This is a genomic window from Providencia sp. Me31A (assembly GCF_050487165.1).
Taxonomy (GTDB): domain Bacteria; phylum Pseudomonadota; class Gammaproteobacteria; order Enterobacterales; family Enterobacteriaceae; genus Providencia.
The window spans coordinates 34,710-58,204 of record NZ_JBKQGZ010000012.1; the positions used below are offsets into that span (position 1 = coordinate 34,710).

Below are 23,495 nucleotides of genomic sequence, written 5' to 3' on the forward strand. Positions count from 1 at the left end.
AGTACCGGTGAACTTACAGCCGGTTTTTATAAAAATTACTTAACAATTTAAATACTGAAAATAGTGTCCTCATCTTTTTGGTCGATAGTGATAATACAAATCAACGTTAAGATAGATTAACCAATAAAGAATGGACTGTAATTATTTTATAAGGTTATCCTATGAAAAAACATACAAAATATTTATCTCTGTTTTCTACTTTACTGCTTACATCCATAAGTGGATACGCAAACCAAAGTAATAATGAATGTAATGTCCCTGCACTTACTGAATGCCCACAACCTATTGATAGTTCCTATCCAAATATTAAAAATATGCTCACATGGGATCAAAATGAACGCCTACTCGGTTTTCGTAATGATTACCGATCTCACCTTGGTGATGTGTTTTATGCAAAAAATCCGAAGCCACTGATTCGTGATATACAAAATTTAGAGAATGTCTCTTACCAAATTAAAGGCGTAAATTACCAACTCGAAGATTATATTAAGCGTAATAATGTCGTTGGTTTAATGGTCATTAAACGCGGGAAAGTAGTTTTTGAATATTACGGTAAAGGTAATACTGCTAAAACATTGTGGACCTCTCGCTCAGTTGGAAAATCTATTGTTTCAACACTCGTTGGTATTGCATTACAAGATGGAAAAATCACCTCATTAGATGATGCTATTGTGAAATATAATCCAAGTGTAAAAGGCACTGTTTGGGAAAATGTCACGATAAGGCAATTACTGCAGCATACCTCCGGTGTTGAATGGGGTGAAGATTATGAAAACCTCAGCTCTGATTTTGCTAAATTAACAGAATGTGAAGCAACCCCTCAAACCTATGAGTGTGTACATAACTTAGTTATTAACCCAAATCGTAAATCTTTCGCAAAACCAGGGGAAGTATGGCGATATAGCTCAGGGGGCGCATGGTTATTAGGTGATACATTGGAGAAAGCCACCGGTGTTTCCATCGCACAATACTTAGAAAATAAAATCTGGCAGCCCTATGGCATGACAAGTGATGGTGTATGGCACAGCTATGAGTCTGGTAAGCACAATACTGGCGCACATGGTTTTAATGCAACCCTTGAAGATTGGGGAAAATTTGGTTTATTCTTTGCACAAAATGGTCTGTTAGCGGATGGGAAACAAGCTTTGCCTATGAATTGGCTAAATGAGTCAAAAAGTTGGGTTCAAGCAAAAGACTCTGTTAACTCAAATTACCCTGAAGGCACCTACGGTTTTGAATGGTGGAATAACAGTGTGCCAGAAAAAATGCAAAACATTGCCCCAAAACAGGGTTTAGATAGCCATGATACATTATGGGCATTAGGTATTTTTGGGCAAATCATCATGGTAAACCCTAAAGAACAATTAGTTATCGTTCAATGGTCTACATGGCCAGTGGCACACCCAGCAGAAGGTGGCCAGTCACTTGAAGCATCATTAATGTTTAATGCAATTAACAATCAGTTAAATAAATAAACATAAGTTACGCTTCGGTGCATAATTAGTAAAATTGATTATCACCGAAGTGTTTTTAACTTATTAATTAAGCACTAACACCAAAATACAGCATTATTCATTTCAATCGCTACAATAAAAATATTTCTAAGCGGCTGAGTAATATATTGATATTCACTGGGGCTAACAGCTCGTTCTTCAACCGAAAAACCTGTCGGGTACGTCTCACCATCAATAGAAAGTCCCCATGGGGTTTCAAAAGCTTCCCCCGTATCTCTATTTATCCAACGAACCTTTTTAATTGAACTCACTTTATTATTTAAAGCATAAAGAGAGCGATATATCCATTGCGGATAAAAATAAACCTGCTGTTCGATACGCTTTCCTTTAAATCGTACCCGCTCCGTTTCCAATTCAAAAATATTCAAACCGTCTTTATTGAAAGCTAATGAATAGCGCTGAGATGTAATAATTCTTCCTCTATAGGCATCAATATATTCATACATCACCTGTTGATTATCAGTATTGATTAAATAAACACTGCGTATTGAATTAACATAGTTTTCGAATAAATCTAATTCAGATAAGGCTTTTTTAATATCTTCAATATGGATGCAACCGCCGTTAGCATTAGGCAACTGTGTCGATAATATTGGAAAAAGCGTTGGATCTATTTGCCTTATAGCCTGCTGAAATGCCCTAACCCCAGCCCAATTACAAATACTTTGCCTAATTTTCATCCCAGAGTGTTTGCAGCAATGCTCACTCCATAAATGGATTTTGTCCTTCAAGCTATCATCATTAGAATATTCAGGATTTAAACAAAAATATCCTTCATCATCTTTCATAATCCATTCTCGCGGAACTGGGGGCTCTGTTGTTTTACCCTCAATAAAACAGTTGCAAGGTACAAAAGCATCTAATCCCATAAATAGAGTTCCTTTTCCTGAATAAATTTCCATAAATGGTATACCTGTTTTTTTCTAAAGTCTTTAGCGCTAATAAACAAAAAGACACCAGTAAAAAACTGATGCCTAGTTTATTATTGTCGAATAACATTTACCGAAAATGACGGTGCAGAGTAATTATTTTTTCGATAAAAGAGTACCTAACTACGCATTAACGCCTTTCATTCCCTCCGCCGTATAGCGGGAACCCACAGGTTGAAAATTTTCTAATGTTTGCTTTATTTGCAGTAAATCCTCTGATGTTAAGTCAATATCAACGGCAGCAAAGTTATCTTCAAGGTGTTTAACTTTATTCGTTCCGGGTATTGGCACAATGTTATCCCCTTGGGCTAATAACCAAGCCAGTGAAATTTGGGCGGGTGAACACGACTTATTGCGTGCCATCTGCAAAATAAAGTCAGTTAATGTACTGTTAGACCTAAGATTCTCTGATGTGAAGCGCGGTAATGCATTTCGTGCATCATCACTGTCAAACGTACTTTCGGCATTAAAACGTCCCGTTAAAAATCCACGCCCTAACGGAGAGTAAGGCACAAAACCAACACCTAATTCTTGGCAAGTTGGCAAGATTTCTGCTTCTACATCACGAGTCCAAAGAGAATACTCGGTTTGGACTGCAGTGACAGGATACACTGCGTGCGCCCTTCTAAGCGTTGCTGCACTCACTTCAGATAGCCCAATATGGGCGATTTTCCCCTCAGTAACTAACTCTGCTAGTATGTGCATTGTTGTTTCTATTGATGCAGTAGGATCTAGTCGATGAATATAATACAAATCAATACATTCAATACCTAATCGTCGAAGGGAATTTTCACAGGCACTACGTATATATTCAGGGCTATTATCAATCCTTCTCTCATATTCCCCGGGATGACGAACAATACCGCATTTTGTGGCTATTTTAACATCAGAACTCACATGTTTAAGAAACTGGCCAATCAACTCTTCGTTATGATAATTGCCATAAGTATCCGCAGTATCTAACATTGTGCAGCCTAACTCGATAGCTTTTTGCAATACAACCATTGCTGCTTGGTCATCTTGCGGCCCATAAAATTCACTCATCCCCATACAGCCTAGACCAATTGCAGAAACTTCAAGCCCGTTGCCTAAAATACGTTTTTTCATTATCTATCACCCTTGGTTTATTTTACGTTTTTCAGTATATTTCTCATAAATGGAGATTCATATGGCTAAAGATAACAATCAGATTTCCAATAATGGAAAGCAAAACGACAGGCAATATTTAAATTGGGATGATACCCGAGTATTTTTAGCGATTGCTCGAGAAGGCACGCTAAGTGCTGCATCTAAGGTATTGAAACTTGGCATTGCAACCACATCTCGGCGTTTAGAGCGCCTTGAAGAGGCATTAAATGTGCGGCTATTTACCCGAGATCAGCTTGGTTATAAGCTGACCGATGAAGGAAGCGCATTAATTTCACAGGCTGAAGCCTTAGAACAAGCAGGATATGCATTTGGAAATGCAGCCCGCAAAAAAAGTGAGAGCGCGATGGGCCATGTTTGTTTAGCCACGGCTCAAGGCTTAGCTGACCACCTTATCATTCCTGCTCTACCTTCACTCACCAACGCGCACCCTAATCTCACGATTGAAATTGTTACAAGTGTATCGACAGTAAATTTACACCGGCGCGATGCTGATATTGCACTACGGATGGTCCGACCTGAGTGCGGTAATGTTCGCATTAGGAGATTAGGTACGCTGGGGTTTGGCCTTTACGCCTCAAAAGATTATTTACAACGTAGGCCAAATCCAGACCGACTTAGCTCTCTAGAACAGGATGATTTTATCGGTTGGTCGGATACACAACAGCACCTTCAATCAGCACAATGGCTAGAAAGGACACGAAAAGGAAAGCCCTGCCGGCTGACTACCAGTACGATGTCAGCACAATTTAGCGCCGTCCAAGCGGGTATTGGGATGGCGGTATTACCTCATTTCATTGCCCAAAAAATGGGGTTTATATGCTTACAAGATGATATCGGCTGTAACCAATCTATTTGGCTAGTCATTCACTCTGACCTCGCTCATTCACAAAGGATAAGAATTGTCGCGGATTTTTTGACTGAGTTAATTACAAAAGAGCATGAGACGTTATTGTTTCCATAAAAAAGCCCATTTTTACATGGGCTTAAGTCGTTATTTTGCCAGTCAGTGCCAGCGAGTTCTTATTGGGGGATTATTCCCACTCTAATATTAATAGAATAATTTTATCATTAGATATCAAACACTTTAAAAGTCACCACATCTTAATACCAAGAAAAATACCACGTATGGGATTTTATTGGTTTCTTATTAACTGAAACTGTCTCAGTTACTCTTGACTCAACCTGAACTGAGTCAATTCAGCGTTCTTACAACACAAATCTCACCCAAAAATCATATTGTTGTTCTAAGTGATGCAACAATACCAGAAACGATCCTGCTTCATTATGAACAAAGTCATTAGACTTCACCTACCTATTCGACAGCTGAAAGGTTAAAGGCATCAATCGTAAAAGAGGCAGACTATCACGATCCTGCCTTTACCAATAAAGTCGTTTATAGAAAAAATCATTTTAAAACAAAGTATTATTTTTATGGGGTCCACATTTAAATGAATTCAATTAGTAATCAGTTAGTATTTTTACTCGAACTTATTTTAAGATCGGATACACTTGTATGAACAACCAACTCACTTATATTTCAGTAATAGTAATGAATGTGTATGATGTTGTTTGCACATGAGATGTCACATGTATATCAGAGTATCACCAATCAAAGCTAATAAAATATTGAACCAGCGGAGCCAATAAAAATGTACGAAAGATATGGAGAATTAATTACAGATCTATTGGCTACTGACCAAAGTCATCATGTAGACCAGCAAGATGATGGTACATACAGAAAAAAAGCAGGAGTTGTCACCCCTGAACTTATTAAGCAAGTCCTACTCGATCAAAAATCAATAGCAATATACCAAAAAAACAATGATTTAACAATAAAATGGATATGCTTCGATTTTGATATTTTGAAGTCATGTATCGATTCAGGCTTAGCTTCTCAAGGAGATAAAGAACTAAAGAGAGCAGTTAATATCTTTTACCAAACACTCGAACAGCGTGGAATTCCATTCCTTCTTGAATATTCAGGGAACCGAGGTTTCCATATCTGGATTACTTTTGATGAAGCAGTAAAATACAAAACTGGATATGATATACAACAGGCGATCTTACAAGATGCTGGTTTAAATTTTGATAGCAGTTTAATTGGTGTTGATCTATTCCCCCATTCGGCAACACCAACAGGAGGTGTTGGACTTGGTGTAAAAATACCGTTATCTAAGCACAAAAAATCTGGTTGCTACTCTTACCTTTTGCGTAACTTAGCTGAAATTAATAACGTCCAGAAAGTCAGTATATTATCTGACGCAATGCTAGCTGATAACATAAGTATTTTAGAAGAACATACCTCAACCAGCAGAACTGCATTAGAGAAATCACTTGGGACTTTTTTTGACAACTATGAACCAGAAAATATCCAGACAAACAGAATAAAAAGCATTAAAGTTCAAAAAAATGCATTCAATCTACAAGATCTATTGGATTTATGGAATGAGGTAGAACCACTTAAAAAGCTATCTCAAAAAATTGAACACGGAAAAAATCTGACACACAAAGAGCGGGTATTAATAGTAGGTTTGTTGTGCAACCTAGAATGTAAAGGCGAACCAGATTTAAGCAATATTATTTTGCACGAAATATTTAGCAAGCAAAATAATTATAATGAAAATATAACTAAATCAGCAATACAAGTTCTAAAGAATTTTAACTTCCCTACCCAAGATAAAATAGAAAGCACACTATCTTGTAAATTCAATGGTACGCTTTCAATTGAGGAACTACTTAAAAATTGTATTCCTAAATTTCTTGAATATACAGAAGCTAATTTTGAATTTTCAAATAATGACATAGAAATTACAAGAATTGCTGAGCTTAACTATCTATTCCTGAATGATGAAGTTCAAGCCAAGATAGTAGTTGAAGAGCTTTCTTCAAAAGATAATAGCGAATTCCTAACAGAGATGGATGAGTTTATAAAAGGCTCAAAAAACTGGGACTACTATAAACATGTAAGGAATGAGGAAGGAAAAACTCGTGAACTTATTACATTAAACTCAAGTGCGAGAGTAATTACTTCTTGTATTCTTAAGCAAATTGCATACTACTTTGATATTAAAACAGATAATAATTCTCATGGATATCAGATTAACAAAGGGTTTAACGGAGGATATATATTTAAACCATGGCTATACCTATGGTTGAAATTCATTTCTAACATCACAGATGCCATTGAAAATGAAGTGTATAAGGATTTTTATATTGTTAAAACAGATATAAAAGGCTTTTATGACAACATTTCACATGACAGACTTAAAAGGCTATTACTAGGTGATGGTAACTCTGTGATAAAAGATAAAATAGAGTCAATGAGGCCTGAAACAAACAAAAGGTACATAGAATGCTTAACTGCCATTTTCAATATGACACAGGAAATTGTTGGTGATAATAAAGGATTACCTCAAGGGCCAGCCTATGCCCGTTTTTTTGCAGAACTTTACTTATCTGAAATAGATATAAGCTTTAAAAATAAATTAGCAAAAAATGAAATAATATTGTATGAAAGATATGTTGATGACATATTTTTTATTACAAAATCAAAAGATGAAGCAGAGAAACTCCGAAATGAGCTTTGTAGTGAATTAGAACTCTTAAATCTGACTCTCAATAGTGAAAAAACGGTAGTTTCGAAGATATCTTCATTTCAAGACAAATTTGATAATTATAGATCTCAATCTAAATATGCCGTTGATCAAGTATCAAAATCATTTATTACATCCAGTGAAAAACAAAAAAATAATGCTATTAGTGAGTTTGTAACACTTATTCAGTCTGATTCTTGTCAGGAAGACCTATCGTTCATTTTTTCACACCTTGATGGCGTAGATGAATTAAATAGTATCAAGACAGAGCAGATTATTCCAGCCCTTGAAAAACGTATTGGAAGAGGAAGCTTATTCAAAAATTTATTTAACTTTTTGTTTGAGTTGAATGAGGGATGGGAAATTATTCATGAAATAAAAAACTTTGATACATTACAGTCTGAAGTATTGACATCGTGTATTATAAACGCAATTGAAACAAATAAGAGCAATAGAAATAAGCTGAAGCAACTCATTGAAACAATTGAGCCTAAACTTACATACTCAAGAATTGTCCATGAGCATATAGCCTATTTGATTACAAACTTTAACATAAATGTGAAAGTAACTAATATTTTACCACAGCATTACATTTCAGCAATAAGATCTATATCTGACCATAGTAAAGTCAACGCAACAAATGATTTAATATTGCATTTGAACCTATATTTAAACAATATCAAATCGTTAAAAGATTTTATCAAAGTTATTTATGCTTTCTGTTTCAATGAAAACGAAGTTGACCTAAAAAAAATAGCTTCTTTATTCTTTGCGAAAATGTCAGTAGAAGAAAAAAACAGCACTTTCTCCACCTCAATTACTGACAAACCTATCTTAGATCCAATGACAACTAAGAAATTTTATTATCTACTTTGTTTATTCTCAGTCTCTACAGAGAGCCATTCCACAAATCTAATTGAGTCCATGTGGAAATATTGTGCATTTTCATTTAATGAACTAGCTGGTTCTAACGATAATTTCCCTTTTTCAAACTGGTTGGATAAATTGGATAAAATTGACATAAATAACGCCACAGCAAACTGGGTAATTTCCTCAATAGTAGATGGCAATATTTTTAGAGGGCTTACTGATGATAAAAAAGTGTTCGAAAAGTATCATAATGCACTATTAGTCTATTTATCAATAGAAAATAGGGAATGGAACAATGATACGATTGCAAGCCAATTAAAAAAACTCAAGACAAAATCAACATTCTATAATTGGTTGATAGACAATGATGGAGTTTCCATTTTTCCTGAAGGAAACAAAAAGTGGTTTGAACGGAATATAATCGAAAATAACACAACGACTCTTCGTAAAGATAACAAAATTCTCATAAGAAAGCCTAGCTCATTGTTTACTTCTAATAAAGATGACTTAGAGCACAGTAACGGATTTTCTGAAATCATAGTCGATTATGATAGAGAAAAGTTAACAACATTTGGTCACTATATAAATAGTGTTGAAATAAATATTAGGCTTGAGCTCTTAACCAAATTTCTTAAGACTATAAAAGACGGAGAGCCTATTCCTAGTGTGTTCTGCCCTGATAGGGTAATGACATCAGATGCAGTCTCAGTTTTTTCCAAGGAGTTCTGTTATCATTCAAAAATTATAACATATGATGAACATGGAATTGTCGCTTCATATGAAAATTCAATAGATAATTTCATTACCTCCTTTTTGTCTTACACCTCTAAAAGTGACACTGCCATAAAGAACTTAAAGGAAAAATATATTAACAACTTAGATCTTGATATTGATAAGGTACAATTCCTTCTTAAGTTTTATTCTCAAATGACAAATGAAGCATATGATAGTTCTGATTTTTTCTTTGATGTCGCAATAGCAACGTCTCTTTATATATATTTTTCAGATCTAGATTCAATATCTCGACTTGAAAAATTTTCAAAACAGTATTCATCTTTTCATAATGAAGTGAAGAGTCAACATATATTTATAGTTGAAAAAAGCATGCCTATAGACGACTCAGATCTTCAATCTGTGTTATTTTCTATTCAGCAGTCGATTTCTCAGATTAATAAAAAACTTTTAATTACTATACCTTTTCATCTACATGAAGATATCTTAAATTACTCAAAGATAATTGAAGAATTAATTTCCAACAGCCAACTTGAAAAACAAAGTATCACACTCAAAGATTTCAAACTATCTCAAGCCAACGCTTTCTCTTCATCAAGAACCGTAAAGATAGATAATCAAAGTTATGCGTTCACGAATGTACTGATAATAAACCCCAAAATGAAAGAGATCGTATCATGCGAAATAAAACATCTCGCTCTGATAAATGGATCTGAGCATATTTACGCTTACCAAAATGATGAAACGGTATACATTATTTCACTGGCAAATTGTTTAAGTGTTATGTATACAACTCTCCGAGAGCGTTACAACGTTATAATAAATGAGGAAAAGTTTGAACATAGCTAACCTTCTATTACGTTGTTGGAGGGAAATATAACCTCATTAAGCGGTTTCGATGATGCTTCAGTTGTAATTAGGCATCATAATGACATTTCAATACAAGAAGCGGAAAATAGACTAAAAAACTGGCTACACCACCTGCCACAAAAATTTCATCAGCCATTAATTAATCTGATTAGGTCACATGAATACATGTTAGAAAGTGAGATAATGTCGTTTAGAGATAAGGTAAAAGAACTAGATTTGCCAAACAGCAATCTCTTTTTGATCAAAGAAGTTTCTGATTTCAACGGCACGCATAGAATCCTCTATCGAGACAATGATATTGGTAGAGAAGTTGCCACATTCACACCACGTTCTCTCACCAAGAGCTCAAAGCAAGTAACCCTAATTACAGATCTTGTCCTTACTGGGTCTCAAGTGATTAGAGCTTTAAAGTTCTATTTAAAAGGTGAAGGCAGCCGACCAAGCGATAACTACTTTAATTTGACTAAAGAAGATCATACAAATCTATTTAATATATTTTTAGAGCTTGAAACACTTAATATTTGCACTGTTCTCTATACCAAAGATGCTATTCGAAAAATAGAAGAGGAACTACAAGTAACATTAGGGAATCAGATAGTAGTTAATGTTGTTAATGGGAGAGATATTGGTGACAATGCTTTTTTTGGTAGCACAACAAAGATAAATCAACGAGATAAATCGATTATAACAGATTTATTGCTCGATGAGCTTGCTTTATCTAATCTATATGACCATTTATCCTATTCAGGCACATATGTAAAATTTAAAGATGAAAACGAAATAAATAAAATTAATCTTGTTGCCAGATATCAATCTCTTCCAAAGAAGTCATTTGGGTTTTTAACGTGCAGTACTAAGTCCGAGGAACATTGTAAGCCGTTTAACAGAATATTAGAGTTGGCAGATAAATAAGTTTTACGAAACGTAATGACCATTCGTGTCTGATTTAAAAATTAGACACGAATACATAAGCATAAATGGAAGTGTAAGTATCCTGCATAAGAAATGAAAAGAACAAAAATAAGATTAAACACATTAAGCCATACAAACTCCCCTAAGGAAATCAATAAAGCTATTTATGAAAAATATTCTTTCTAAAAGAATTTATATACGCACCTCCTTCAAACAATACAATGTTTACATTCATGAGAATGTGAATAAGATAAAAGATATATGAACTACTACGCAAAAGATCACTTCTAGGTAGCTTAAAGAAACCTAGGAGCACTATGAAAAAACTAAAATTGCAGTATCAGAATCCTGAAACTTATTCTGGCATTACACGGAAATGGAAATACTACCCTTTCCTTCGCAGTTGGATACACAAAAATTTCAGTACCAAACAAGAGAAAAGTTACTATTTTTTACACAAATTTGAATATAAAGATTACCCGTTAAGACTGCGCTCTGCTAGGGGAAAGCAACTGGCCACTCCCTGGGATGACTATCCAACAATGACTTATAAGCTCGGAAAAAGCTGGAAACATAACTCCAGAAGAAAAAATCAATATTTTCGACAGAATTAACTACTTCAACAGATAAAAAGGCGGCTAATTACCGCCTTTGAATCGACAAATCATAATGTTAATAACACTTCCTGAAGCTTAATCCTTGCTTCCTGAAAATCCTGTTTTGTTGCATCTCCAGTTTCTGCTTGGTAATAAAGCACCGTAAACATGTTGGTAACTGCTTCGGCAACTTGTGAGATCTCGCGTGCAGCATCTTGATTTACAAACTCTAAAGCTGCCAGTTCGCTCGCTACGTGATGAATTGTTTTTTGAACTTCTGTATTATGTGGAGCTGTCATATATCACCTCATATTCAGGTGGTCTGTGAAAATGCAGGTCAGTGCACCATCACTGGCCTGCGTGCTTTAAAAACACTAGCTAGTAAGCCCCGCAGCTATTGAAAATGGACTATCTTCCGATTTCTCCTCAAACACATTACCGGCTAGTTCACTACAAAATTCCTCATTTTTAACTTCAATTTCACGCTTTTTAATGAAATTAGCTATTTCTTCTGTCACATCTGCTTTTTCTTCAGCGGGGACAATATCAATCGGCTCATAGGCAACTTTTGCATTTAAATCTGCAGTCTAGTCGAGCAAATCGAATGCGACCAAGAAGCTACTTTGTTTCATGTTCAATACCTCTATTTATCTGATTTGTTACGATTAACAAAGTCACTAACCTCATCATTATCAGTAGTTGATTGATTCATGCTGTGTTTATCATCTCCTGACAAAGCATTATCGGAAAACTCGGCCATATCATCACGAATTGATGAATCTGCATCCTTAGTACGGTTTTGGGTGCTTACAGAAGATCTATCCGTGCCATCGAAACCAGCAGCCTTACTGAAAGGTGAATCTCCTGAATCAGTATTAGACCCACCACTTCTATTTTGTGTTGTCTCACTTCCTCCACTTGGCATTGTTCCATCTGCCATGCTACTTTGTGCTTGCTCAAAAGCCGCCTTTATCGCACTGATACCACTAGTCGCATTAGCAGCCCCGCTTGCTATCGCACCACCTGCTATTTTCATCCCCGCAGCACCCATACTTGCTGCTGTCATTACTGTCCCCATCGCGGCTCCAGCACCGAATGAACCAATCCCCATCGTTCCAATATTACCGCCAGAAACTAAACTTGAAATCATCGGTGGAACCTTGTTCACTAAAAACAGTAAGCAAAGAGAAATAACTAACATTACGGCTAATTCCTGGCTTGCCATGTTCTCACTGATTTTATTGTGATAATCCAGCAAAAATTGCTTACCAATAGCGACGATAAGCACCATAGACAATAGCTGTGAAGCAATACCAAGGATGGATTTGTAATAGTTAATTGCCATGTCAGAAGTCCATCTGGAGCCGCCAAAACCAAGGAAAAACACGCCTGCGTATAGCAAAATCCAACTGGCAGCTAACAGTAATAATAAATTCACTGAGATAATGGCTAATACAACCAGTACTGCCAATGCCATTAGTTCCATCATTAAAGCTGTGGCAAACTCCTTCCAGCTTAATTCTGACGTTGCCTCAACAGTTCTGTCATATAATTCAAAGCCCATGTCAAGAATGCTGGAAGGGCCTAATTTACTACTGCCAAGCCCTCCCGCCTCAGCTCCCAACTGTTGCAATGAATCCACTATTGAACCTGCTATATTCATTCCGTGTGTTGCATTCGAGAGTAGCCACCAATAGAAACCAGTGAAAATAGTAAAACGAACCAGTTCAGCAAAAAACTCACCAATATCCGCTTTACGTAGCGCCATCATGCCAAACGTCCACACCATAGAAATGGTTACTAATGTCCAAAATAACCGACTGGCAGCGCCTTCTATTGTTGGAGCCCAGGTTGAAGCTGCACTATGAAAACGATTGAGAACATCATTCATCACACCGCTACTACTTAGTTCTTGTGCCAACGCGATATCAGGAAATAACCCTAATATAATTAAGAAACAACATGAGATAATGACTTTCATAATTTATTCCCTTAAAATTTATCTTCTGGACTTGATTTAAATTTCCACTCTCTCATTTCCTTCGATTTTCTTATGGCGCTACATTCATCAATAAATATTTCCTGCAAATGTTTATTTTTAATTTCCGATAATGACTTTTCATAATTATCATCATGGCATGTTATTTTATTAGCCTCTATTATTGTCCTTTCACACCCAGTTAAAAAAACGCAAAATAAAGTCAACACGATAAAAAATAAATTATTCATATTTATTACCTTAATAATTATCGGTTGGGCTTGGTTGATAATTCCATGTCCGTAATTGTTTTTCTCTTGCCGCGCCGCGAGCCTCATCATCCAGTTCAGAAGATAGCCTAGCCGCAGCGGCATTCTGCTGAGTAATTAATAAACTACGAATTTGTAGTAGCTGGTTTGCCTGATTACTCGCCAATTGGTTTGCATAACCAATTGCCGCTAATTGTCCATTCGCTCCTTGGGCTGCTTGTTGTAAACGTTGTAATTGCCTTGCATCTGCTTGTATATTTTTTTGCTGCTGATCTAATCCACGAAATAGCGCATCATTCGCAGATTTCTGCGATTCAAAAGCCAATATGCGATTTTCTTCCATTGCTTTTTTTTCTGATGGCGTACATCCGCCTGTACCATTAAAGCAAGGAGATCCCCGATAATATGAAACATCCTGGAATTTACTCAGGTATGCATCTAAGCTTCCTAATTGATTCTGATAGTGCTGAAGTGTATCTGTTGCTTGTAATAAATTATCAATCGTAGTTTGAGCTTGATCCCAGATATAAGCCGCAGGTGCTAATGTATTTTGTAATTGATTTTCATATTGTTGTAGTTGAGTTTGATACTGTTCAATTTGCTTCGCTGTTTGGGCTACAGCTTCCATAGCAGACATAATGTTCTGGCTTAAATTCGTACCATCAAGTACGGGAATGCCTGCTGACATAGCAATTGGAGACTGTATGTAAGTCACAGTTGTAATTGAAGCGACAAACATAATTTTAGCCGCTAAAATTTTTATTTTTTGCATAGGTATACCTCTTTATAAAAGATAATTAACATTAAGATGCTGCTTTTAATTACTGGATATTTATTTTTTAAGTCTGAAGTAAATTTTAGCCGCTAAAATTTACTATTATTTTCGCATTATAATATCTTTCATTATTCTTCCTATTTCATTTTGATTAGATTCTATTTTGTTTAATACTGCTCTTATGGTTACACTGCTAATGTTTTTTGTTTTGATATTATTTGTTAGCCATAATTTTAATAGCCCTCCTAACCGACCTAAATCACCATTTATTTTTGCTAGCTCTCTAACACATTCATAATCAACTATTCCTGTTATTCGATAGCCTTGACCTACTTCCCGTAAATATTTAGCAACACTCATACCTGCTTTTCTAGCTTGAGATTCAATATTCTCTTTTTCACTTCGCAAACAATAAACTTTTATAGGCGTGCTATTCTTCCGTGTTTCGTTTAATTCTTTATTCATCATCACCTCATTAATAGCGATAGCTTATAACCTCGTAGAGCAGGATTTATTGTTGAGCACCGATGTGCGAATAAAATCGAGTGAAGAGCGACTAACAACTTGTTGGTAGTCCTACTTCACCTATCCTGCCCTAACTTCAGAGTTCATTACTTCACTTCATACTCATACAATAAATCGCTATTTTTTCGCTATACCTAAATTAACTGCTTTATATCGCCACATTCTTACTATCATTTAATAATTTAGTGATAAAACAGCGATTAAATAGTGTCGTTATAGTGCTCAAATAGCGTTTCAATAGCGTTTGAGTTGTGTTCTGGTAGTGTTAAAACATCATTTTATTGATTCGCCCTTTGGGCGAACCAAACGCCAGGAAAGAAGCTTTATTTCACAGACAAAACTTTGTTCCTTTCTTGGCGTTCAAACCATCGGCGTATGCCGATTGAACTTAGGTGTTATGTCCGCATAAAGCGGGCAATACACCTTTTGTATATCCTGAATAATTCTAAAGATCCTGCCAAAACCCAAAATTATCGGGCCTTTGTGAGTTCAACTCGGGCCTTTACAAGTTATACTCAGGCCTCCGTGAGTTTAAACTGGGCCCCTGTGAGGCGTTTAACTCGATTTACCGAGCTAATATCAACACCTATCTCACGTAATCTCTCAATATCATCTTTAATTCTGCTTCGATAATTACTCATTGTTTTCGCATTCACATCATTACCACTAACTGCAACTAGCAGCGTGTCAAGATACCAACCTCCAGGGGGATTATTTTTATGTGTCAGCACATGACGAGCCACCGCTTGGCTAATGCCATGTTTCAGTCGTGCAATTAATTCAGGTCGATAATATAAAGACAAATCACGCTCCAGTAACATAACCAGTGCGATGCCTAATCTAACTTTCCATAATCTACGAGTTCCTCTTGTAAGCGGGTTGTATCTAGTCATTGGTGATGAAATAACATGGTCAATTAAACCACCAATAATACTTTCTCCTATTTGCTCCAACTCAGGCGTCACAATTTCGATTGTTGCAGCCTTAAGCTCAAGAAGTAATTTATTTAATCTTCCCCCGCTATATTGATGGTCTGATAGCATTTTTCTAAGTTTTGCTGGATCGACCAATAACTCTATACCGCCATCGTTTATGTCTCGCCTACGTTCTGCCACAAAAAGCATACTTTCAACAATGTCAGCGTGACGTTGACCGAGTCTTCCTGTCACTCTGCACTTGCCAAACGAAGTCTCAATCCACTGACCTTTACGCTCTAAAGGCTTTTTACTCGGCTGATAAATAACCACTCTCGCCTGTAAAACCGTGCTTGTTGGAACAACCACATTACCAGTTATCGTCATCACTCATCACCACGGCTTTGTTTCTGGTTACGTTCTGGCGTTTCTTTTTTGTCAGAGTAACTGGCAATAGCACACCGCCCTCATGACGTTGAAACCAGCGTTCAGTAAAAGGTTCACCATAATTTGCTTTACTGATACCAAAGCGAACAAAATAGTTTCTTTGGCTAAGCTCTATGCCCCACTCAGTCGCCTCTTCAGGCGTCATAGCTGATAGATATGATTGCCAACGGATATTATCGACTAATACAGAGGAACCTCGGCTGGCTTGTTGCTGGTCTCCTGTACGCATCATGGCAGCTCCTTTGCTTGAATGGTGCAGGAAGATGATTGAGCAATTTGTCTCGGTTGATATCGCTTCCATTTTTGCAATTACTTGCGCCATTGGACCACTGGCATTTTCTTCCTCAATATGAAAGCGCCTTAAAGTATCCAAAATTAATAAACGCCTATTTTTTGCAATATTACGTAAATCATCAAACCATTCAGAAGACATAACATTTGGGGATTTGCCAATTAAAGGTTCAATCATGAGTGCATTTGCCACGGATTGCTGTTGCTTATAAGTAAGACTTGCACCTAAAGCATATAGTCTGTGATATATCGCTATCCTTGGATCTTCAGCAGGTAAATACGCAACATGACCTGTCATTAGCTCCCCCATTCCTAATAAATCAGGCCCACCCGCGATCTGAACAGCTAATTGCAAAGCCAGCATAGATTTTCCTACACCTCCTGGAGCAACTATTGCCCCTACAGTCCCAGCGACCATATTAGGTAAAACATAGTCAAATGAAGGTGGTTCGTTTGTAAATGCAGACATTATTTCAATCGCCATGATAACTCCCTGCATAAATCTCCTGGCCTAGCCGCTTTTAACAATGATCTGCGTCTTTCTTCTATCCAGTTTTCAACTTCAGCCAAATCCCAGGCAACGCTCCGGCTTGTCAGCACAATACGACGAGGAAACTCCCCTCGTTGTTCCAGGTTGTAGATGGTTCGGTCTGATAATGGGATCATTTTCAACAATGTCTTACGGTTGATCAGCGTTTTATTTTTCACTGATATGCTCATTACTTACTCCTCCTAAACATTATTTGCTAGATAATGTCAGGCTTTGCTAGTACATTAATCATATCTATTGGACAAAAAAGTTGAATTTATTAAATGGAACTGGAATTTGATATCCAAAAACGATTAGGTAAGTTCTACATTCCAATATGGGCTGGCTGTGATAAATCCGTAGCGGCTGCCATTACGATGTTTAGGGAACAATGGCATTCATATTCTCAAGTTTCCAAAAGCCATAATATAACCAGATTAATCAAGGAATTAGTTGACCCAGCTGTATCTGAATATTTGAGTAGGCTTCCAGCCAACTATCTACGATATAGTCCAATAGCGCCAGCTAAGCTAACTTACAGCGATTTAATCAAAATGAGAGGTTTTCGTTACTGCTCTGATTGTATTGGTGATTATCTTAGGCCTTTTGTTGAACATTCTACGTATACAGAGCCAGATAAATTATTTATAGCTACTCAAGAAACATTAAAAAGCTTATTTTCCCACTGCAAAGCAAAACGCCCAAAAAGATCAAGGCTCGCACCTGATATCTATTTTAATACGGAAAGAGGCAAAGGATTATGCCGTCTTTGTGGCAACCCAACTGAGTTTTCTTCATTTATTACAAATTGGGATAATGATGGTTTTATTGAAGATGCTGAAGAGAAATATGGGCTAAAGAAAGGGCCTGATCTTAGCCATAAATATTGTGCTCACCATAAACCACAATTGAAAGATGGCTCTTGGAACCCAGCCTATAAACAAGCAATTCGCTCCTCTAAACAATTTGAATTGGAAGTTTTAAGATTATGTCGCCAAATAGCTAACCCTGAGCGTTTAAATGCTATGTCTGGTGATGACCTCATTGATGAGTACTTTTATTATTATCTTCAAGATAAAACAATTAGTGATACCCAAGCACACGCTTGCTTTGATTATATTAAAAATACGTTTTCTAACCCAATAGTTGTAGATGAAAAAACATATGAAAAACTAGTTAATATAGTTAATAATATGACAAATGTAGGAGTTTCTTTAGGGCCTGATGATATAGATAAGATACGCAATATTACCAGGAAAATGGTCAATTCACGTTTATCAGATAATAAAAAGCGCATGTTAGTTTTAAGCAAAAAAGGTTTTAATCAACGAGAGATAACTGAAATAATCAGTTCACTGACAGGTAAAAAATTATCACACCAAGCTGTTTCTAAGGCCATAAAATCAGTTTGTACTGTATTTCAATTAAATACTCCTAAAAATTAACAATACATTATCAGATAAAGTTTAATTCATTTATAAATAGAGGCATCATGGCTAAGATTGAAAAATTAGATTTTGGTGTTATTGAAGCCATTAGTAAAATATTAGGTGATACTTCAACTGGTTTTACTGGTACTGAAATTGGTAAAGCTTTATACGAATCAAAAATTAAAGATATAGACCCTATAAATACCAAGTGGAAACGCTTAAATTCAGCTATTGCGAATAAACAAGAAGAAGATGGTTGTGCTAACAATGTGCTTAATTTCATACAATTAGCTATGGCTCCTGCAAAGCACCTCAATAATATTGAGTGGTTCAATGATACACGTTACAAACTAAATCAAGCACTTAGCTTCGCTGGTTATACACTAAACGAAAATGGAAAAATTGCCAAAGTATCTAAAGCCAACACTATATCTGAAGCTGCTATACGAGCAAGCAAATTACACGAGCATCTAAAATCTAGAAATGCTCATCCCGATATATTTATATACTGCCGAGAAGAATTGCTAGTAGATAACTATTTTCACACTGTATTTGAGGCTACTAAAAGTGTTGCTGATAAAATCCGTTTAAAAACAGGATTAACTTCTGATGGAGCAACTTTAGTACAAGAAGCTTTTTCATTCAAGGGGATACCTTATTTAGCTTTAAATTCACTTCAAACTGATAGTGAAAAAAGTGAGCAAAAAGGTTTTATTAATTTACTTGTAGGCTTATTTGGTACTTTTCGAAATACAACAGCTCACGCCCCAAAAATAACTTGGAAAATTAATGAAATTGATGCATTAGATATACTATCAATGGTCTCGTTAATACATCGAAGATTAGATGTAGCTATAGAAGCAAAAAAAATGTATGAAAATAGAATTTAACCATTACCAATGGTAATAGTATTTCTCAGCTATAACCATATGAGAATTATTTTTAATAATTATAAAGTTAAGTGGTAATGTGAAGTCATATATTACCACTGTATCCTTATCTCTTTTCAATGCTCAATCCATCAATTTCATTTTTTATTGTGAAAAAATGTTCATGATTAGTTTTTACTTTAGATGAAGAAAAAACTTCATATTCATTATTGTCAGAAAGAGCATAGTGTATGTTAATAGAGTTTATTTTATTCTCCTTGGCTAATTTAACTAAACTACTTCTAAGCTCATCATATTCTTTATTCTTATTCCTAAATTGATTATCCGAATTAAAATAAAGAATGAAACATTTTTCTAGTATACTTCCTTCCATATCAACATTCACTTCATCTATCATGGAGTTAGCAAAAACAAAGTTTAAATTATGTATTGAATTATCTGCCTTTGAGTAAACTTTAAAAACATTAAAATATATAAATGAATCTTTTTTTTCATCTATAACATTATAGATAACATCGTTCAATCCAGTATGAGCTCCATTAGTAGGCCTTGTATCTGGATTTTTAGTAAAACCTACGTATTCGACTTTACTATCAATACCAAGATTAATATTTGTCGCTTCTAAAAAGTCATGGATTGTCATGGTACATGAATTACCATTTAAAAACTTAATTGTTATATACTTATCTCTTAAATAAATCTCAGGATTATAATGTTTTTTTGTTTCTTCATCAAAAAACTTACACCTTATGGTTTTTTTATATTCTTTCTCGCCAATTAAAATATGAATTTTTTTATTTCCCGTAAATGGATTATATGATGGTTTCTTTTTTATATTAAACCTCACCCTTTCTCTAGAACATATAAAGTAAACAAATCTCTTTTCTAGTTTCTCTTCAATTTCATTTTTTAAATTTTTAAGAAAACTAACTATAGAGCGTTTAGTATCTACATGTTCAAGCATATCTGTTGGTCTTGCCACTAAGTCATACCAATATTTATAGTAAAAATCCAATTCTATATGCCATTCTTTTTCTGCATTTTGATATGCTTGATTTGAAGATAATAAAGAAAAAATACCACGGCTACTCATATAAATCCCTTACTGAAAAATTGATTAATTAATATACCGATTTGAACTATCTGAGCTCCACTCATCTATCATATCAGCCCAATCCTGCAACATAGCGGTGCGCTGCTCGCGGTACTCTGCTTTATTGTACACTGCCCTAACCCCTTTCTGTTCATGCGCCAAGCATTTCTCTATCCAATCTGTGTTATAGCCAGCTTCATGCAACAATGTACTCGCTGTTCTGCGTAAATCGTGAGGCCCAAATTTAGTAAGGTCGTGCCCATCTTTTTGTGCAGCTTTATAGGTGAGATCCAGTACCCGATTCATTGTTGCACTACTCATTGGCGCATCTGAATCATAGCGCGATGGTAGAATAAAATCAGAACCACCTGCAAAAGTTTTTAAGGCAACTAAAATGTCCATGACCTGACGCGATAAAAAAACCAAATGCGGATTGCGACGTTTCATTCGCTCTTTTGGGATTGTCCAAATTGCTTCACTGAAATTAATTTCACTCCAGGTGGCGTTCGTTAACTCACTTTTACGTACCATTGTTAACAGTAGCAGTTTTACAGCTACCCGAATTGAGGGCGTTGTCCCAACCTTCTCAAGATAGCGATACATCAAACCAATTTCACCTGGCGTTAACGAGCGATCTCTGGGTTCAAATTTTGCAATACTTGCAGGCCTAACTAAATCTGCTGGGTTTTCTACCTTCTGGCCCCGTTCAATCGCCCAGCGATAAACCTGAAGTACGATTTCTCGTGCATGAACCGCAGTCGCTGGTGCACCACGTTCAACAATAGTGTCAGTGATCGCCCGTAAGTCTTCGTGTGTGATTTCATTTAACTTTTGGTTGCCAAATTTACCCTTGAGTTCCCTGGTATAAACTGATCGCCGCATATCCCGTGTAGAATCAGCCATCTGATATCCACGAAGCCATTTTTCAGCCCATGCACCAAATGTTTCAGCACCTTTAATTCTCGCTTTATCTCTGGCTTTTTCTTTAGCCGGGGACTTACCATCTGCCACCATTCTTTTGGCTTCCCCTAGCCGCTCTCTGGCTTCAGCTAAAGTGATCCCGCCAATACCATAACGACCAAAAGTCACCGTTTCCTGTCTGCCGTTGATGGCGTAGTTATAACGAAAAGAGACAGAGCCAGCAGGCGTTACAGCGACATACAGCCCATCTCTGTCGTTCACTTTATAGAGCTTTTCTTTCGGTTTTAAATTTCTCAGTTTGGTATCAGTCAGCATTCATTTTCATCCTTTTTAACGTTTCGATACCATGCAAAACAACCGTAGGAAACCATGATTCAATTCCTTTAAAAACAAACAATTAGTTATTTTTAATACCATGTGGGGATCAAAAACTATCGCATGGTATCAGTCAGTGTTCATGGCATCTGCTTGCGATAATACCAACTTTAATACCCCATTCAACTTGTGCTTGACGCTGCTAATCAGTGCCAGATACGGCAAGCCACAAAAACAAAAAAGCCCACTTTTACATGGGCTTAGATAGTTATTTTGCCAGTCAGTGCCAGCGAGTTCTTATTGGGGGATTATTCCCACTCAATTGTCGCAGGTGGTTTACCGCTAATATCATAAACTACCCTCGAAATCCCATCGACCTCATTGATAATGCGGTTGGAAACACGGCCTAAGAAGTCATACGGTAAATGAGCCCAATGAGCCGTCATAAAGTCGATGGTCTCAACGGCACGCAGCGAAACAACCCAATCGTATTTACGACCATCGCCCATAACGCCGACAGAGCGAACAGGTAAGAACACCGTGAATGCTTGACTAACTTTATGATATAAATCAGCTTTATGTAATTCTTCAATAAAGATAGCATCCGCGCGACGTAATAAATCACAGTACTCTTTCTTCACTTCACCTAATACGCGAACCCCTAAACCAGGGCCTGGGAATGGATGACGATACAGCATGTCATACGGGAGACCTAATTCAAGACCAATTTTACGCACTTCATCTTTAAACAATTCTTTTAATGGCTCAACTAAGCCAAGTTTCATGTCATCCGGCAGGCCACCTACATTATGGTGAGATTTAATAACATGCGCTTTACCCGTTGCTGATGCCGCTGACTCAATAACATCTGGATAAATAGTCCCTTGAGCCAACCATTTGATATTAGGCAGCTTAGAGGACTCTTCATCAAATACTTCGATAAATACATGACCAATTTTCTTACGCTTAGCTTCTGGGTCGCTGATCCCAGCTAATGCATTTAAGAAGCGATCTTCTGCTTTTGCATGGATAATGTTCAGGTCAAATTTACCAGCAAACATTTCCATCACTTGATCCGCTTCATTTAAACGCAGTAAACCGTTATCAACAAAGACGCAGGTTAAACGTTTGCCAATCGCACGGTTTAATAGTAGTGCAGTAACTGAAGAGTCAACACCACCCGATAATGCAAGTAACACATGGTCATCACCAATTTGCTCTTTTAAGCGAGCAACCGTATCTTCGATGATCGCCGCTGGAGTCCACAACGCTTCACACTGGCAAATATCTTTGACGAAACGCGCTAAAATATTCAAGCCTTGGTGAGTGTGCGTCACTTCTGGATGAAATTGCACACCGTAGAATTTTTTCTCTTCGTTTGCCATGATGGCATATGGGCAGCTTGGCGTGCTGGCGATGGTTTTAAAGCCCGCTGGAATTGCCGTCACTTTATCACCATGACTCATCCATACGTCCAGTACAGGTTTACCTGCATCGTTCAGTGAGTCTTTAATGTCACGGAACAGTTCACATTGCTCCGTTATTTCAACATTCGCATAACCAAATTCACGTTCACCAGAAACCTCAACCGCCCCACCTAATTGCATGGACATAGTTTGCATGCCGTAGCAAATACCTAATACAGGCACACCTGCATTAAATACATAGTCAGGTGCTCGTGGGCTATCTGTTTCTGTCGTACTTTCAGGACCACCTGAAAGAATAATACCGTTTGGATTAAATTCTCGAATTTGCTCTTCTGTAACGTCCCACGCCCAGAGTTCACAATAGACGCCAATTTCACGGATACGGCGGGCAATCAGCTGTGTATATTGCGAACCGAAGTCAAGGATAAGAATGCGATGTTTATGGATATTTGTTGTCATTTGAGGAGAATTCCAAAAATTCAAGTCAAAAATAAAATGGGTGACGCGTTTAACTTAGTAGCACCAC

20 protein-coding genes are annotated in these 23,495 nt (G+C 36.6%); 6 read left to right on the top strand and 14 right to left on the bottom strand.

What is annotated here, in order from left to right; all coding sequences use genetic code 11:
• The first annotated feature begins 161 nt into the window (after window positions 1-161).
• On the top strand, window positions 162-1,475 hold the full coding sequence (locus ACLPIE_RS11475) for a serine hydrolase domain-containing protein (protein ID WP_430261757.1): 1,314 nt from the start codon (window positions 162-164) through the stop codon (window positions 1,473-1,475).
• Window positions 1,476-1,549: 74 nt separating this feature from the next.
• Here the strand turns inward: ACLPIE_RS11475 and ACLPIE_RS11480 are convergent, their stop codons facing one another.
• Both ACLPIE_RS11480 and ACLPIE_RS11485 read right to left on the bottom strand, forming a co-directional pair.
• Window positions 1,550-2,416 (bottom strand): hypothetical protein, encoded by an 867-nt coding sequence (locus ACLPIE_RS11480; protein ID WP_430261758.1) that lies wholly within the window; start codon window positions 2,414-2,416, stop codon window positions 1,550-1,552.
• 150 nt (window positions 2,417-2,566) lie between these two features.
• Entirely contained in the window at window positions 2,567-3,550 is a 984-nt protein-coding gene (locus ACLPIE_RS11485) for an aldo/keto reductase (protein WP_430261759.1), read from the bottom strand.
• A 61-nt stretch (window positions 3,551-3,611) separates the two neighbouring features.
• Here ACLPIE_RS11485 and ACLPIE_RS11490 point away from each other — a divergent pair, with 61 nt between their 5' ends.
• The 3 genes from ACLPIE_RS11490 (at window position 3,612) to ACLPIE_RS11500 (ending at window position 10,569) form a co-directional block, all read left to right on the top strand.
• Window positions 3,612-4,553 carry a LysR family transcriptional regulator gene (locus tag ACLPIE_RS11490; protein WP_430261760.1) on the top strand — a complete coding sequence of 314 codons (942 nt, stop codon included), beginning with the start codon at window positions 3,612-3,614 and terminating at the stop codon, window positions 4,551-4,553.
• A 688-nt stretch (window positions 4,554-5,241) separates the two neighbouring features.
• Window positions 5,242-9,636 (top strand): TOTE conflict system archaeo-eukaryotic primase domain-containing protein, encoded by a 4,395-nt coding sequence (locus tag ACLPIE_RS11495; protein ID WP_430261761.1) that lies wholly within the window; start codon window positions 5,242-5,244, stop codon window positions 9,634-9,636.
• Between the two features lie 186 nt (window positions 9,637-9,822).
• Entirely contained in the window at window positions 9,823-10,569 is a 747-nt protein-coding gene (locus ACLPIE_RS11500) for a hypothetical protein (protein WP_430261762.1), read from the top strand.
• Between the two features lie 664 nt (window positions 10,570-11,233).
• Here the strand turns inward: ACLPIE_RS11500 and ACLPIE_RS11505 are convergent.
• The 9 genes from ACLPIE_RS11505 to ACLPIE_RS11545 form a co-directional block, all read right to left on the bottom strand.
• The gene (locus tag ACLPIE_RS11505) at window positions 11,234-11,464 is read right to left on the bottom strand and encodes a type I toxin-antitoxin system ptaRNA1 family toxin (protein ID WP_272664777.1); all 231 of its coding nucleotides are present in this window, start codon (window positions 11,462-11,464) and stop codon (window positions 11,234-11,236) included.
• A 75-nt stretch (window positions 11,465-11,539) separates the two neighbouring features.
• Window positions 11,540-11,683 carry a hypothetical protein gene (locus ACLPIE_RS11510; protein ID WP_272664776.1) on the bottom strand — a complete coding sequence of 48 codons (144 nt, stop codon included), beginning with the start codon at window positions 11,681-11,683 and terminating at the stop codon, window positions 11,540-11,542.
• Window positions 11,684-11,808: 125 nt separating this feature from the next.
• The gene (gene trbL / locus ACLPIE_RS11515; RefSeq protein WP_430261763.1) at window positions 11,809-13,146 is read right to left on the bottom strand and encodes a P-type conjugative transfer protein TrbL; all 1,338 of its coding nucleotides are present in this window, start codon (window positions 13,144-13,146) and stop codon (window positions 11,809-11,811) included.
• A gap of 11 nt (window positions 13,147-13,157) precedes the next feature.
• Window positions 13,158-13,394 (bottom strand): entry exclusion lipoprotein TrbK, encoded by a 237-nt coding sequence (trbK, locus tag ACLPIE_RS11520; RefSeq protein ID WP_430261764.1) that lies wholly within the window; start codon window positions 13,392-13,394, stop codon window positions 13,158-13,160.
• A gap of 10 nt (window positions 13,395-13,404) precedes the next feature.
• Window positions 13,405-14,184: a P-type conjugative transfer protein TrbJ gene (gene trbJ, locus ACLPIE_RS11525; RefSeq protein WP_124725527.1), complete on the bottom strand. Its 780-nt coding sequence runs from the start codon at window positions 14,182-14,184 to the stop codon at window positions 13,405-13,407.
• Between the two features lie 105 nt (window positions 14,185-14,289).
• A complete protein-coding gene (traJ, locus tag ACLPIE_RS11530) occupies window positions 14,290-14,652 on the bottom strand; it encodes a conjugal transfer transcriptional regulator TraJ (protein WP_247601746.1) in 363 nt (120 codons plus the stop codon).
• Window positions 14,653-15,227: 575 nt separating this feature from the next.
• Window positions 15,228-16,013 (bottom strand): ABC transporter ATPase, encoded by a 786-nt coding sequence (locus ACLPIE_RS11535; RefSeq protein ID WP_430261765.1) that lies wholly within the window; start codon window positions 16,011-16,013, stop codon window positions 15,228-15,230.
• Window positions 15,997-16,848 carry a helicase RepA family protein gene (locus ACLPIE_RS11540; RefSeq protein ID WP_195569292.1) on the bottom strand — a complete coding sequence of 284 codons (852 nt, stop codon included), beginning with the start codon at window positions 16,846-16,848 and terminating at the stop codon, window positions 15,997-15,999. Before ACLPIE_RS11540 ends, ACLPIE_RS11535 begins: the two co-directional genes overlap by 17 nt.
• Window positions 16,833-17,084: a helix-turn-helix transcriptional regulator gene (locus ACLPIE_RS11545; protein ID WP_195569291.1), complete on the bottom strand. Its 252-nt coding sequence runs from the start codon at window positions 17,082-17,084 to the stop codon at window positions 16,833-16,835. The genes ACLPIE_RS11540 and ACLPIE_RS11545 overlap by 16 nt, the downstream gene beginning before the upstream one ends.
• Before the next feature lie 93 nt (window positions 17,085-17,177).
• Here ACLPIE_RS11545 and ACLPIE_RS11550 point away from each other — a divergent pair, with 93 nt between their 5' ends.
• A complete protein-coding gene (locus tag ACLPIE_RS11550) occupies window positions 17,178-18,338 on the top strand; it encodes a hypothetical protein (protein WP_430261766.1) in 1,161 nt (386 codons plus the stop codon).
• Window positions 18,339-18,385: 47 nt separating this feature from the next.
• Window positions 18,386-19,213: a TIGR02391 family protein gene (locus tag ACLPIE_RS11555; RefSeq protein ID WP_430261767.1), complete on the top strand. Its 828-nt coding sequence runs from the start codon at window positions 18,386-18,388 to the stop codon at window positions 19,211-19,213.
• A 106-nt stretch (window positions 19,214-19,319) separates the two neighbouring features.
• Here ACLPIE_RS11555 and ACLPIE_RS11560 read toward each other — a convergent pair whose 3' ends face one another.
• The 3 genes from ACLPIE_RS11560 to guaA form a co-directional block, all read right to left on the bottom strand.
• The gene (locus ACLPIE_RS11560) at window positions 19,320-20,306 is read right to left on the bottom strand and encodes a hypothetical protein (RefSeq protein WP_430261768.1); all 987 of its coding nucleotides are present in this window, start codon (window positions 20,304-20,306) and stop codon (window positions 19,320-19,322) included.
• 24 nt (window positions 20,307-20,330) lie between these two features.
• Entirely contained in the window at window positions 20,331-21,542 is a 1,212-nt protein-coding gene (locus tag ACLPIE_RS11565) for a tyrosine-type recombinase/integrase (protein ID WP_163885492.1), read from the bottom strand.
• A 308-nt stretch (window positions 21,543-21,850) separates the two neighbouring features.
• Window positions 21,851-23,428, bottom strand: coding sequence for a glutamine-hydrolyzing GMP synthase (guaA, locus tag ACLPIE_RS11570; RefSeq protein WP_430261769.1), 1,578 nt, complete (start codon window positions 23,426-23,428; stop codon window positions 21,851-21,853).
• Between the last annotated feature and the right edge of the window lie 67 nt (window positions 23,429-23,495).

Excerpts from the sequence above, each read along its gene's own strand:
- ACLPIE_RS11490 (WP_430261760.1), top strand. The coding sequence starts at position 3,612 with ATGGCTAAAGATAACAATCAGATTTCCAATAATGGAAAGCAAAACGAC.
- ACLPIE_RS11555 (WP_430261767.1), top strand. The coding sequence starts at position 18,386 with ATGGCTAAGATTGAAAAATTAGATTTTGGTGTTATTGAAGCCATTAGT.
- ACLPIE_RS11475 (WP_430261757.1), top strand. The coding sequence starts at position 162 with ATGAAAAAACATACAAAATATTTATCTCTGTTTTCTACTTTACTGCTT.
- trbJ (WP_124725527.1), bottom strand. The coding sequence starts at position 14,184 with ATGCAAAAAATAAAAATTTTAGCGGCTAAAATTATGTTTGTCGCTTCA.
- ACLPIE_RS11550 (WP_430261766.1), top strand. The coding sequence starts at position 17,178 with ATGGAACTGGAATTTGATATCCAAAAACGATTAGGTAAGTTCTACATT.
- ACLPIE_RS11545 (WP_195569291.1), bottom strand. The coding sequence starts at position 17,084 with ATGAGCATATCAGTGAAAAATAAAACGCTGATCAACCGTAAGACATTG.
- trbL (WP_430261763.1), bottom strand. The coding sequence starts at position 13,146 with ATGAAAGTCATTATCTCATGTTGTTTCTTAATTATATTAGGGTTATTT.
- ACLPIE_RS11485 (WP_430261759.1), bottom strand. The coding sequence starts at position 3,550 with ATGAAAAAACGTATTTTAGGCAACGGGCTTGAAGTTTCTGCAATTGGT.
- ACLPIE_RS11540 (WP_195569292.1), bottom strand. The coding sequence starts at position 16,848 with ATGGCGATTGAAATAATGTCTGCATTTACAAACGAACCACCTTCATTT.
- ACLPIE_RS11480 (WP_430261758.1), bottom strand. The coding sequence starts at position 2,416 with ATGGAAATTTATTCAGGAAAAGGAACTCTATTTATGGGATTAGATGCT.
- ACLPIE_RS11500 (WP_430261762.1), top strand. The coding sequence starts at position 9,823 with ATGTTAGAAAGTGAGATAATGTCGTTTAGAGATAAGGTAAAAGAACTA.
- traJ (WP_247601746.1), bottom strand. The coding sequence starts at position 14,652 with ATGAATAAAGAATTAAACGAAACACGGAAGAATAGCACGCCTATAAAA.
- trbK (WP_430261764.1), bottom strand. The coding sequence starts at position 13,394 with ATGAATAATTTATTTTTTATCGTGTTGACTTTATTTTGCGTTTTTTTA.
- guaA (WP_430261769.1), bottom strand. The coding sequence starts at position 23,428 with ATGACAACAAATATCCATAAACATCGCATTCTTATCCTTGACTTCGGT.
- ACLPIE_RS11535 (WP_430261765.1), bottom strand. The coding sequence starts at position 16,013 with ATGACGATAACTGGTAATGTGGTTGTTCCAACAAGCACGGTTTTACAG.
- ACLPIE_RS11565 (WP_163885492.1), bottom strand. The coding sequence starts at position 21,542 with ATGCTGACTGATACCAAACTGAGAAATTTAAAACCGAAAGAAAAGCTC.
- ACLPIE_RS11560 (WP_430261768.1), bottom strand. The coding sequence starts at position 20,306 with ATGAGTAGCCGTGGTATTTTTTCTTTATTATCTTCAAATCAAGCATAT.
- ACLPIE_RS11505 (WP_272664777.1), bottom strand. The coding sequence starts at position 11,464 with ATGACAGCTCCACATAATACAGAAGTTCAAAAAACAATTCATCACGTA.
- ACLPIE_RS11495 (WP_430261761.1), top strand. The coding sequence starts at position 5,242 with ATGTACGAAAGATATGGAGAATTAATTACAGATCTATTGGCTACTGAC.